Origin of the sequence: Paratissierella segnis, from assembly GCF_014385195.1 — a bacterium.
Taxonomy (GTDB): domain Bacteria; phylum Bacillota; class Clostridia; order Tissierellales; family Tissierellaceae; genus Paratissierella; species Paratissierella segnis.
On record NZ_JACRTG010000029.1, the window covers coordinates 19355 to 33011 of the forward strand.

The following is a 13657-nucleotide window of genomic DNA, read 5'->3' on the forward strand; positions in this document are numbered from 1 at the left end:
AATTAACTTAAAATTTCTAATATCTCTTTCTTTGCCTCTTCTGAATCCTTCCCAGTAATAAATCCGATACCGACAACTGAAGGAACAGAATATTCTCTTTGCAACTGTGATGTGCTTATAATTAAGTCTGCTCTGCTCTCATAACTTTCAATTTCGGGAATACTACATTGAATAATTTCATGAGCAATATTCGCATCATTTAAAATTTCTTCAACATTTGCTGAAATCATTGTTGAAGTTGCAATTCCACTGCCACACGCAATAATAATTGTTTTCATGGTTGTTTACCTCCTTTCTATGAAATCGTTATAATTAAATTACAGCTTTTTCTGTAATAATTATCAATTCCTCTAATTCATTTGTTTTTCTTTCTTGGTAAGCACTTTATCTCTTCGTCTATAATAGCTTTCATAAGAAAAGTACACTCTAATTGTTGTTCTACAATGCTAATTTATATATATTTGCTACATCTTCTTTGAATAACTTTTTAAAAGATCCTATAGGACCCTCTTCAGTTGCTTTATCTGCCATTAGTTCAAATTTATCTGTAGGCAGATTCCCCTCAATAAAAGAAGTGGGTAAACCTATACGATGCAAAAAATCTTCAAATTTTCCAATTCCTTCGAGGACAATTTCATTTTTATTTTTACCTTCTGCTGATACATCAAAAACTTTGGTTGCAAATCGAATAAATCTATCTATATCTACTTTATATACATATTTCATCCATGCAGGAAATACTATAGCTAATGTTACTCCATGGGTTTCCCCATATAATGCTCCAATTTCATGTCCTATCTTATGGCTAGCCCAATCTTCTTCTCTTCCAATACCTAATACTCCATTATGAGCTATTGTACCAGCTAACATAATTTCGGATCTTGCATTATAATTCTGGGGATCTTTCTTTAAAGCGTATGCATTTTTTATTATACTTTTCATCGCCCCTTCACTCATATGGTCTATAAAATCAACATTAGGAGTGTTTGTAAAGTATCTTTCAAATATATGCGATAACATGTCCATAATTCCTGCGAAAGTCTGCTTATCTGGCAAAGTTAGAGTAAGCTTTGGATCCATAATTGCAAATACAGGCCTCATTTCATTACTTCGTAATGATCTTTTATACAAACCATCTTCATTAGTTATTACTGATCCCGTACTAGTTTCGCTTCCCGTTGCTGGTATTGTAAGTATTACACCCACTGGAAGTGATTCCTTAGGTTCAGCTTTACCAGTAAAAAAGTCCCACACATCCTCTTCATATTTTGCACCAATACCTATGGCTTTGGCAGAATCTATAACACTACCTCCACCTACTGCCAATATAAGGTCTATATTATTCTCCCTGCTTATTTTGATCCCTTCTTTTACTAAAGATAATTTAGGATTAGGTTCCACCCCTGATAATTCAAATACATTTACATTCTCTTTTCCCAATATTTGAATTACCTGATTGTATAACCCATATTTTTTGATGCTTCCACCACCATAATGCAACAAAATATTTTTATAATTACCAGATATCATGTTTTTTAATTCTTTTACTGAATTTTCACCAAATATTAACCTAGTCTTACACTGAAAATCAAAGTTTTTCATAATAATTCCTCCTTAAATTTGGGTTTCACCACTTCTCTACAAACCGCATCTATTAAATTTACATATTCCTCCTTATTTTTAACAGATAAAATAGATTCCATTATATAATCATTCTGCCATAGTTTTGTCAAATTAGAGATCGCTTGGGCTTGATGTTCCCTACTTTTTATCAATAGAAAAAACACAACTTTTACATCAATTTCCTCATCATTAACGTCCATACGATGGAATCTGATGGGAGTATCTAATATAACAGTTATCAAAGCATTTTTATTTATGTGCTCAGAATCTACATGCGGAACAGCAATATTATAAAGATTCGATATTAAACCTGTAGGAAATTGTGCCTCTCTTAATTTTAATGCTTCTAAAAAAGAATCTTTCACATACCCTTCTTTATATAAACCATCTGCTATCAAACTGAATAGATCATTTCTGTTTTTTTCACTACTAAAATAAAGTTTTCCATTATCAATTAGATTGCCCAAATTTACCTTATTGTTATTTGCCATATGCTTATACTATTAAACTTTATAATTTTTATTGTATAAAGTTATAGTTTGCACCTCCTTATATAATAATAGGCTCTCAAAAAAACTTAGAGTTTGTAACTTATCACCAATGAAAAGAATCTTTGTATTCATATAGATTAATTTTTATAAATAATGTCAATATTAAATATTGATAAAATTTATATTGATTATAAATCATATGACTAAATTTGTCAATGGTTATTGATATTATTTATATATAAATATATCGGGAGGTTATTATGAAACGTTTAAAGGAATTACGAGAAGAAAAAAATATAACTCAAGTACGCATGGGAATTGAACTAGGTGTGTCCCAAGAAACCATTAGTGGGTATGAAATTGGAAAAGCTATGCCTCCTGCAGATATGCTTGTAAAACTTGCAGATATTTTAGATACATCCGTTGATTATATACTCGGTAGAACCGATAACAGATATTTTAATAAGTTAAACAAGTCTGATTTAAGTGAACAAGAACTCGAATTATTATTGAATTTTCGTAAATTACCCCAAAACAAAAAAGAACGTTTAATAGGATTCTTAATTGGAATAAAAGAATAGACACATCATTCCTTTATTCGTCTTAATAATTTCACCAAAAATATAGCTGTCTGAAAAAACGAATTTAACCCTTAAACCTCAAATAACAAGAATATGCTTAGAAACTTGCTTCCCTTTGGAAGTAAATTTCTAAGCATTCTTTATTTCCCAATTTATATATTATTTTTATTAGTTATCTATTACCTCTTACTTCTTACCTATCTTTTTTGTTTTCAACTCTTAGTTCTTAGTTCTTCACTATTTTAAAACCGGAGATCCTTCGATAGTTAGGTTAATCCTGCCCAGCTCACCCTTAGACTACAAAGGGTACACGGTAAGGATGACAACAGCAGTGATTATCCTGCAGCTGGATTGTGGATCTACAGCAAGCTGTCATCCCGACCAAAGTGGAGGGATCTCCTCTTTTCAATTATAAATTATTAGCTATTCGTTATAGGTAAATCAGCTCATCTATATATGTTGAATAAATAATTAAATCCTTAACATATGCTTTTTCCTCTTTTAAAATCTCCTCAAATAATATCTTATATCCTTTTAGCTGCGGGGTATAAAGCCTCTTAAGAGTTTTTATTGCATTCCCCATTCCTATTGTATTGGTCTTATAATCGAGAATAGTCCAAGTATCATCTACATTCTTTATCACCAAATCCATCGTTCCGTTTATGAGGAATTCTTTACTGCTATCATTTGAGCTTAGCCCTGAGATCATCTCATAGATTTCCATATTCTCTTTATTAATAGCTATAGTAAATGGCATTTCAGTATAGACTTCTTTCGCATTTAACAAAAGTTCTCTTACTTCTTGATTGTTTACAAAATTTGATAGCACTTCTTCGACGAAGTCCTGCAGTGCTTCCTTCAATATAGTCTGCGCCTCTTTGTTGCCTTTGGTAAGCTTTACTTCCAGCAATATACTGGCCATTGGACTTAATGGGTGATATATTTGAGATACATTAGCCGAATTTATTTGGATTTTTTCTACTATCTCACTTAAGGCTCGGCTTGTAGAGTATTTTACATCCTCATCTTTAAATTTTTCAAGATTATTGCTTTTTTTCATCAGTATTTCGATTGCTCTATGGACTATAGTCCCATATAATGGTCCCTTTGGATTTTTGTAAATATCTTTTTTATATTTCTCTTTATTATAATATTTTAATCTTGGTCCTCTTTTGACTAAAATGTAGCTTTGTTTTTCTTTATTATATTCCAATTTAAATTTAGAAGGAATTAATTTTACATAGCCGGGATTGGATATTTCTTTTTGTATTCGTAAATCTTTGGTTAGAGCTAATTCCCTTTGTTTCTCATAGGATAATTCCTCCGTTGTATCGTCTTTTATATTATCTTCTAATTCGTTATCTATATAATTATCGATTTGCGAGGATAAAGGATATAAAAAATTTGCTTCCTCTTCAGTATTTGCCACAATCAAAACCGACTTTGTACGAGTGGCCGCTACATACAATAATCTGTCTATTTCCGCTGAAATAAAATTCATTTCTGTATTCCTGTTTTCTTCTTCATTTGGACCCATTGTTTTAAAATTATTATCAGGATAATTTATATATCCTATATTTTCACCATTTTCATTTTTAAAAACAAAATGACATGGCGAACTAAGAGCTGTAGAACGGCGTTTAAAACCTCCTGCCAATATTACAATATCAGCCTCCAGCCCTTTTGCCTTATGAATATTCATTATCCTTACAGCATTTTTTGATTCATATTCATTTAAAGGCAACTCATTGCTTACCTTCTTTGACATCAAATTTTTAAGTTCTTCTTTTAAATCATAGAAACTTTTTATTTCCTTAGATTTAATGATTTCAATTGCTTGCCTAATGGCAGAATTTGCATCCTTTAACTCTAGGTCCCCATATTCTCTATAAATATCAAAAATGCCTACCCTATCTTCGACAATCCTTTCTAAAAACCCAACAGGGCTAAGAAACCTAGTCATAGATATCATTTCACTCATGGATTCAAAGGCCTTTTTTATGCTGGGATGTACTATTTTTTCTTGTTTTTTTCTATTGAAAATATAAGCAGCCAAATTTTTATCTTCTTCCATAAACAAATCTATGGTTTCTAAATCTATATAAAATGAATTTCTTAAAGCCGATACCAATTTAACATTGTTTTTATAATCAGTTAAAGCATCTACAAGTATATACAAATTCATGACTTCTCTTGTATTTCCCAATATCTTTTCACCGGAAAGCAAGGCTTGTATATCCATCTTTTTCAATGCTTTAAGATATACACCTGTTTCTTCATTGGTTTTTGTTAGAATCATAATATCACTTGCTTTAATCCTTCTAAGCTGGTTATAATAATCCCTTTCATTGGAATCTATTGTATCTGTACTCACCTTTTCAGCAATATAATAATTATCGATTAAATCCTTAACCATATTTGCAACATAATATTCGTCATTTCTGTCAGGATAATCATACAAATATACCCCCAAAAGCTGCTTGTCCGATTCCTCTGTTTTATCATCCCATAGGCTTAATATCTTTTTGAATCCGGCTTGATAAGAGTTTGACTCCTCCCCAAATCCGAAGAAACCCCCTTCTTTTTTCTTGAAGGTATTTTGAACCCAATCACAAATGCAGTCTGAAGATCTGAAATTTATATCTAAATATACCACTTCTCCTGTTCTCTCAATCATGCTTTTAACTTGGTTGTAGGTAGTTATATCCGCCCTTCTAAATCTATAAATGGATTGTTTAGGGTCCCCTACCACAAATAATGAGCCCGGCAGAGGAGTCAAGTCCTGCCAACCCCTTATACCGTCATAGAAGCCGCTGTGAGTTAGATATAAAAGCAATTCCGCCTGCATTGGATCAGTATCCTGAAATTCATCTACATAAAAATATTTATATTTATCTTTGAAATGCTCCCTCGCCTCATCCGATTCCTTAATCAATTTTGACGCCTTATATAACAAATCATTGAAGGTAAGTTTACCTTTATAATACGCCCTCTTATAGTCAACGACCATATTGACAAATTCAGTGCAGGTATTGTATTTTATCCTTTGAATCTTCAGATTAAGATTGTATAAATCATATATTAAAACTCTAAATCTTTCAGGCTCATCAATTTCAGTTCCCTTTTTAATAAGTCCATTGTAAAGCTTATCAATATCAAAAACAAAATCCTTACCATTAAATGTATTATAGAATTTATTTAAATAGTCCTTTAGTTCTCCATCATCTTCTAATATGGAATTTACAAGCTTGGCAATTGATTTTTGCTTGCCTAAATTCTTATATTTCAAATCTTTATACTCTTCTTTTATCCTCTCAAAGTCTTTAAATATTTCCTTATAATCAATTGGTTCATACCCTGCAAATTTTATGTCAGGATTATTTAAAGCCAATAATACGCTGGAATTTAATTTTAAATAATTAATCCCAAAATACTCAAGAATATCAGCCAATTCTTTGTAGTCCCTTTGTTTATCCCTTAAGAAGTTGTACCAAATATTTGTGTGAAATTCCCCATCGTCCTCTATAATCTCATATCCGGGCGTTAGATCGGCATCAAAAGGCAATTCGCTTAACATAAGCTGACAGAATGAATGAATAGTCCCAGTAAATATCTTGTCCACAGATTTTAGCCTGTCGATTCTGCTTAAATCTTTCTCAGTCAAAAGACATTTTAACGCCTCTTTCTGAATTCTCTCAGACAATTCTGTTGAAGCTTTTTTGGTAAAGGTTATTGCAACTATATTGGACGGATCGATATCCTCATTTAATATCTGATTTATTATCCTTTGAACTATTAAGGTAGTCTTTCCCGCTCCGGCACCGGCTTCAAGCAGATAGTTTTTATCATAGGTATTTATAATCTCATCCCGCTTTGACATCTCATCCATTATCAATCGGTTCATCCAATCTTCACCTCCTCATGGTTTTCGTCCGTATCTACCATACATATAGGGCTATAGTCGCAATACATACACGTATCCCTGTCATCCGGATCATAGACTGCATTCTTTTGTTCAGCTAACACATCTATGTTCAATAAATCGGATATCCTGTTTTCAATGACTTTAATAAAATCACCATCGAATCTTATATCAATTGAACTGTCCTCAAAGATATAAGAAAATGAACTTATCTTATAGTCCCTATAAATAGGATGGATTTCAATAATCCTCTCTAAAACTTTTTTATAGATATAATATTGCATCTTTCTGGTTTTAGAATAATCAAATTCATCAATTTCCTTTGTCTTTCCATTTTCATCTATTATTTGTTTCTTGGTCTTAAGTCTCAACAGCTTTTCAAAATTACTTTTATTTCCTGTTTTATAGTCGATTATTCTCAATTCCTTAGTATTCCTATTTAAATCAACTCTGTCAATTGCACCTATAACCGGTAATTCCAAATCCAGAATATTTATTTTTACACAAGGAAGTATTCCAAAAGTTTTATTGTCCTTATCCATACCGAAGGAAAGCTCATTTACCAATACTTCCCACTCGTCATCTATATGAGAGGTCTCTATCATACCATTACAGATTTCAAGCAATTTGACCTTCTCCTTTAAATATACATCATCCAGAATGCTGGCCTTATTTTCCCTTGCCCTAGTACATGCATCTTCCAGAATTTCATTTAAAACCTTATCCGTTCTATCTCCTCTTTCCAAATTAAAATACCTATTCAATATTTCATGTACCAAACTGCCTCTTTCAAGGGGATCCAACCAATATTCTATCAATGTCTCCTTTGGTTCGATAGCTTTGATTCCCATTTTATACGCAAAGTAGGCTTTTCTTACACAGCCGGAAATGGTCTCCAAAGCAGAACCAGATTTAACTAAATCCCTGCCTAAAATAGTATATTTTTCTTCATATATTGGCTTCTCTCTATTCGTTTTATAAGTTTCCATTAACTCAGTATAAACTTGAGATGGGGATTTGCCCTTTACCTCAACAGTATCAAAATTTGAATACCCTATGGAGATGCTCTCAAAATCTGCCGTCAACAATTCCTTAATCTTGTACTTTTTGCTATTATAATTCTCCCTTGCATATTTTAAATTACCGGATAATCTTTTTTTGAACATGTCCAACAAAATTGGAGATTCGATTACCTTGTTGGATATGCTATCGCTATCCATCTCAATTAAATAAAGGTGCTTCCTTCCGGTATACCCTGCATTTCTAAAGTTAGTAGCAAAAACCATTCCAGGTTGAGGCTGTGACCTCAAAATTCTATTTTTGAGAATATAGGATGAAATCATATCCATATATTCATTCACATTTACTTCCATTTTGATATTGCTGATTTGATTCAAGGTCTCTAAAACTACATTTTTTGCCGCACCATCATATTTGTTGATATTTTTAACGTATTTTTCAATTATATTGGATAATTTAAATATATATTTACTAAAGTCAAAACTGTTCTCATTTGGTATCGCATCAAATATATCGCCAAAGAACTCTTGTAGATAGATTAATTCCATTTTTCTATATTCGCTATAGTTATTGAACTCCAAAGGGAAAACCCCATCTAAATACAATTTCCTAAAGTAATTGTCTCTGTCATATACAATTTTTAAAGACATCAATTCATCATATAAATCCGAAGCTGGAAAATTTGTCTTGATATCTCCATTTACAAAGATTGGTCTTAATTCAGTCACGCTGTAGTATCTATTCACCCAATTGAATATCGTACTGATAAATCTATATACGCTGCTATTATCAATCCCAAGTCCGTCTCCGAATGTAATCGGCAGATTGTTTTTTTCAAATTCAATATTTATTAGATCAGCATAATTGTTGTTAGTATAAGCAATGACAATTTCATCAGCCGGGATTAATTTTTGCTTCATATCTTCAATAATATAACCTATCTCTTCCTTAGTGCCATATTTGTTATAAAAGCAGAAATTCTTGTTCTTTAAAATACCTTCATCAACAAAATCCTTGAAATAATAATTCCTCGGATGCCCTTCCAAGGTCTTTACGGGCATATCAATTTTTACAAAATTGTTATCCGTCAATTTCTCAAACAACGATTCCTCTGCATAATTTAATTCAATATTCGAAGCTACAACTATTTGATTGTTTTTATAAGTATTTAAGTCCTCAAGAAGAGAAGCTTTTATAATTACATCACAATGATCCATTGCATTTAAATCTTTAAGTTCCTCGCCATATGCTTTGTAAATCATATCCAGATTTTTAATCTTGGGGAACTCCTCTATGCCGGCATATTTCAACTCCATTATCGCTTTATAGACTTCTTCCGCAGTTGTGGAATCAATCAAACTTTGTTTAAAGAAAAATTCATCCTCTTCTTTAGATAATTTTTTAAGTATTCCTATCATTAAATTGCTTCCGATGATACTATCAACTATCATAATCCTGTTTTTTTCTATGTATTCCTCGCAAATTTCAAAGGCTAATCCCTTCAATGTAGCTATCTTAAGATTGATAGCCGGATTGCCATCCCTAGCCATTTTATTTACTATTTGCATTCCAATTGATTTGGTAGGAACAATAAAGATTTTCTCGCAAGTTAAATTTATTTTACAGAATTCATTCAATTTCATAAAATTCCCCCTATTACCTATTACCTTTTGTCTGCCTTTTCAAAACCAGAGATCCTTCGTTTCACTCAAGGATGACGTAAGCAGTGATTATCCTTAGTTCTTAGTTCTTGCTATCTTTTCATTGTGAATTGTGAACTGTGAATTGTGAATTGAATTAAGTTGTGAATTATCCTTATATCCCATTATATCTTTCATTTCACATAAAAGGTTAATAAATTGATAAAATTTAAACTTTTTGTAACTATTATTCTAATCTATCTAATGATAAAATGGTAATACAGTATATGGCAGGAGGTGGGGATTTCATTGGATGATCTTATAGTTCTTAAAAACTTAAGAAAAATATATAAAATGGGAGACGAAAAAATTGTAGCATTAGATGATATAAATCTAAATATAGGTAAGGAAGAATTTTTATGTTTGCTTGGCACCTCAGGATCCGGTAAAAGTACGCTCTTAAATATGATGGCAGGTCTTGAAAAGCCGACTAGGGGTGAAATTATAGTCAACAAACTCCATTTGGAGAGAATGAATGAAAAGGATTTAACAAATTACAGGCAGCGGTATATAGGTTTTGTATTTCAGTCTTACAACCTTATTTCTACACTATCAGCATTGGAAAATGTAAGCTTAGGACTTATCTTTAAAGGAATACCAAAATCTAAAAGAGAAAAAATGGCTAAAACCATGCTTATTAATGTAGGCTTGGGAAACAGACTTCATCATAAGCCCTCGGAGATGAGCGGTGGGCAACAGCAAAGGGTTAGTATTGCAAGAGCCTTTGTCGGAGATCCCAGTATAGTTTTTGCTGATGAGCCAACGGGTAATCTTGATACAAAAACTACCTTTGAAATAATGAACTTGATTACATCAATGGCAAAAGAATCAAACCAAACATTGATTATTGTAACTCATGATACGGAGATCTCAGTATATGCAAACAGAATTGTATACATGAGGGATGGTAACATAGAAAAGATTGTCGCAAATGAAAAAGCAGAGGGGGAAGTTGTTTAGATGAAACGGATTTTATGTTTTATATTGATGGCATTACTAATAATAGGTGTAATTCCAATAGTAGGGTTCGCTGATTATGGCTCATTGTTTATTTCAAGCTCAAATACGATTACAGCGAAATCAGGTGAAACTGTTAGAGTTCCTGTGGAAATAGAAAATATAAGCAATGAAGCAATAAATGACATTGTAGTAAAAGCTAGTATAGAAAATCCTGATTCTATATATTTAGTAGGTTCTACCTTTAAAAATATAAATTATATAGACGGTAAGGACAGTAAAAAAGTGCATTTCGAGGTTGAAGTTGACCCTAGCGCAAAAAAAGGCAGCTATAAAATAGATATAAGTGTATCAAGCTATGATGGTGACACTACGGCAGATTCCATATACATACGTGTAGATAGTAAGCCAGCCAAGCTAAACATTTCAAGATTAGATATCCTCCCAAATAGTACAATAGGCATCGGCGAAGAATTCAATTTAGGAATCGAATTGGAAAATCTGGGAGATATCATCGCAGAAGATATAAGAGTATCCCTTGACGGATTGTCAGAAGAGGGAATTTCCCTTGCCCAAGGTTCAGGAATACAAAATATCCAATCCATTCCGGCGGGACTTAAAAATTTTGCTGTATTCCAATTGAAAACGTCAAAGAAAATAACCCCCGGAAGTCATCAGCTTAAGTTGAAACTGAAATATAACGAGACAGACGAGGATTCACTGGATGTCTTTGTAAGCGTATCAGCAAATAAGGATAAAGCAGCAAATCTCATATTTGAAAATTTACTCTATCCCTCAGATACTGTAGGACAAAATCAAGAAGTTGTAGTATCCTTTGATTTGACAAATCTGGGACAATCAGAAGCTAAAAATATAGTAATAAAGGCAGAAAGTAAGGACATGGAAGGATTAGTTCCTAAATCAGTAAGTCAATTGAGGATTGATTCCGTAGCTCCCGAAGCTACAGAAAATGTGGAATTTAGATTTTTAACTACAAAAAATGCAGCCACTAAAAATTATCCGGTGGAAATAAACGTAGAATATGAAGATGATATAATTGCAGATGGAGAAAAATATACCTTAAATCAATTTGTCGGTTTCTTTACATCAGGTGAAGAAGAAAATCAATCTAAGCCAAAGCTTATTATAGATAAATACAATTTCGAGCCTAGCTTGGTTAAAGCCGGAGAAAACTTTACTATGAATTTATCATTTTTTAATACTAATAGCGGCAAAGCAGTTAAGAATATAAAAATATTTTTGACATCAAATGAAAAAACGGACACTGATAGCAATTCAGCAGGAGGATCGGTGTTTACTCCGGTGAACAGTTCAAACACCTTTTATATTGAAAGCATTCCACCAAAGGGAAGAGTAGAAAAAAAGATTACCATGTTTACAGTCCCTGATGCACAAGCTAAAACATATACACTTACGGCAAATTTTGAATATGAAGATACCAAAGAGGAGTATACTGCAGAAGAATTGATTGGCGTTCCGGTTATTCAAAGTTCCAAATTGGACATTGGTGAACTAAGTGTCTTCCCGGAATGCTATGTAGGTGAATCCACACCTATATCATTGGAATTTTATAATACCGGAAAGGTAACCCTTTACAATATGATGGTAAAGCTTGAGGGGGACTTCCAAACGGAGAACGGTCAATACTACGTTGGCAATTTTGACAGCGGTGAAAGTGAGTTCTTTGAAGGATATGTAATTCCCAGCGCTCCCGGCGAATTGAACGGAACTGTAATATTTACCTATGAAGACTCCACAGGTCAAGAACAAGAAGTAAAAAAAGAATTTACCCTAAACGTAATGGACGCACCCCCTATGCCTGAGTTTCCTGAAGGCATCCCTCCGGAAGAAGCTAAGCAAGGCGGTATCAAAGGCATCTTAAAATCCAAAGTCTTTTGGGGAATAGTTGTTTTAATAGCAGCAGGCGTAGCAGGCACTTTAGTATATAAAAAGAGAAAGAAAATAAAGGAAATGGAAACAGATGAGTAATATAGACTTAGTACGAATGGGAATTAAAAATCTGTGGAGAAGAAAATTAAGAACTTTTCTTACTGTTCTTGGTGTTATGATAGGTACCAGCTCCATTGTCGTCATGTTGAGTTTAGGGTTTGGACTAAGCGAATCCTTCACGGAACAAATATCTCAATGGGGAAGTTTGACAACTATTAATGTTTATAAAAGATGGCAGGACCCTTCCATGCCAAAACAGAAAGAGTCAAAACTTGATGAAACTGCTGTATTAGCTTTTAAGGCAATACCAAATGTAGAAGCTGTAAGCCCTACTCTGGAAACCTATGGTACAATAAAGACCGGCAGATATGTAGCTAATGTCCCGATAAAAGGCATAGTTCCTGAAGCAATGGAAGCCTTCGGATTTGAAGTTCAGGAGGGGAGGCTGCTCAATGATAATGATGAATTGACAATTTTATTTGGCGGCGGAATGAGCAATAACTTTTACGATCCGAAATCAAGAGTTTGGAGAGAACCAAAGATTGATCTTATGAAAGACAGATTTACCTTCACTTTTGATCAGGATATGGGATATAATTACGGCGGCGGTATGGGCAATGAGAAACCAAATTATAAAGAATATAAGATAAAAGTAGCAGGAGTACTGACAGAAGGAAATTGGGAAACGAACTACGGTGTCTATATGCCTTTACGTGAGGTCCAAAAATTGATGGTGGAAAAGGCAAAAGCCGAAGATCCTAAATCAAGACCTTCAAAAGAAACCGAATATGAACAAATAAATGTTAAAGTAAATGATATGAAAAACGTTCAAGCAGTTCAAGATGCAATAAAGGATTTGGGGCACGAAGCATATAGTTTAAATGACCAGCTTGAATCCATGAAAAAGACAGCCGGTACAATCCAAATGGTATTAGGAGGAATCGGCGCTGTTTCTTTGATTGTAGCAGCAATAGGCATTACAAATACAATGGTAATGAGCATCTACGAGAGAACAAAAGAAATAGGCGTAATGAAAGTAATCGGCGCATCAATAAAGGATATAAAAAGGCTATTTTTGCTTGAATCAACCATGATTGGTATAATCGGAGGAGTATTTGGAGTAGCTCTAAGCTACATACTATCTTTCTTTGTCAATAAATTTAGTGGCGTTTTCGGTGACTTCCTAGGCACAGGAGGAGAAAGTAAGATATCCATCATACCCATATGGCTAATATTTGCAGCCACTGCCTTTTCTGCATTGATAGGTATTTTGTCAGGATATTTCCCTGCAAAACGCGCAATGAATTTGTCCGCTTTAGAAGCAATAAGAACAGAATAAAAAGGAATGCGGTAAATAATTGTTTTATTTACCGCATTCCCACATCACCTATA

9 protein-coding genes are annotated in these 13657 nt (G+C 33.1%); 4 read left to right on the forward strand and 5 right to left on the reverse strand.

Going from position 1 to position 13657, the window contains the following annotated elements; translation table 11 throughout:
* Positions 1 to 2: 2 nt before the first annotated feature.
* The 3 genes from H8707_RS11960 to H8707_RS11970 form a co-directional block, all read right to left on the reverse strand.
* Complete coding sequence (locus H8707_RS11960) at positions 3 to 278, reverse strand: PTS sugar transporter subunit IIB (RefSeq protein ID WP_262430370.1); 276 nt, start codon at positions 276 to 278, stop codon at positions 3 to 5.
* 160 nt (positions 279 to 438) lie between these two features.
* Positions 439 to 1602, reverse strand: coding sequence for an iron-containing alcohol dehydrogenase (locus H8707_RS11965; RefSeq protein WP_262430371.1), 1164 nt, complete (start codon positions 1600 to 1602; stop codon positions 439 to 441).
* Complete coding sequence (locus tag H8707_RS11970; RefSeq protein ID WP_262430372.1) at positions 1599 to 2114, reverse strand: PTS sugar transporter subunit IIA; 516 nt, start codon at positions 2112 to 2114, stop codon at positions 1599 to 1601. Before H8707_RS11970 ends, H8707_RS11965 begins: the two co-directional genes overlap by 4 nt.
* 260 nt (positions 2115 to 2374) lie before the next feature.
* On the opposite strand from H8707_RS11970, the gene H8707_RS11975 reads away from it, so the two are divergent.
* Entirely contained in the window at positions 2375 to 2695 is a 321-nt protein-coding gene (locus H8707_RS11975) for a helix-turn-helix domain-containing protein (protein ID WP_262430373.1), read from the forward strand.
* A gap of 430 nt (positions 2696 to 3125) precedes the next feature.
* On the opposite strand, the gene H8707_RS11980 is transcribed toward H8707_RS11975, so the two are convergent.
* Positions 3126 to 6599 carry a UvrD-helicase domain-containing protein gene (locus H8707_RS11980; protein ID WP_262430374.1) on the reverse strand — a complete coding sequence of 1158 codons (3474 nt, stop codon included), beginning with the start codon at positions 6597 to 6599 and terminating at the stop codon, positions 3126 to 3128.
* Positions 6596 to 9280 (reverse strand): PD-(D/E)XK nuclease family protein, encoded by a 2685-nt coding sequence (locus tag H8707_RS11985; RefSeq protein WP_262430375.1) that lies wholly within the window; start codon positions 9278 to 9280, stop codon positions 6596 to 6598. The genes H8707_RS11980 and H8707_RS11985 overlap by 4 nt, the downstream gene beginning before the upstream one ends.
* A 306-nt stretch (positions 9281 to 9586) precedes the next feature.
* Between H8707_RS11985 and H8707_RS11990 the strand changes: the two genes are divergently transcribed.
* From H8707_RS11990 to H8707_RS12000, 3 genes are read left to right on the forward strand one after another with little or no spacing between them, the layout of a single operon-like run.
* Positions 9587 to 10297 carry an ABC transporter ATP-binding protein gene (locus tag H8707_RS11990; protein WP_394354670.1) on the forward strand — a complete coding sequence of 237 codons (711 nt, stop codon included), beginning with the start codon at positions 9587 to 9589 and terminating at the stop codon, positions 10295 to 10297.
* Complete coding sequence (locus tag H8707_RS11995) at positions 10298 to 12304, forward strand: COG1361 S-layer family protein (protein WP_262430376.1); 2007 nt, start codon at positions 10298 to 10300, stop codon at positions 12302 to 12304.
* Positions 12297 to 13604, forward strand: a complete 1308-nt coding sequence (locus H8707_RS12000; protein WP_262430377.1) for an ABC transporter permease — start codon at positions 12297 to 12299, stop codon at positions 13602 to 13604. The genes H8707_RS11995 and H8707_RS12000 overlap by 8 nt, the downstream gene beginning before the upstream one ends.
* The last annotated feature ends 53 nt before the right edge of the window (positions 13605 to 13657 follow it).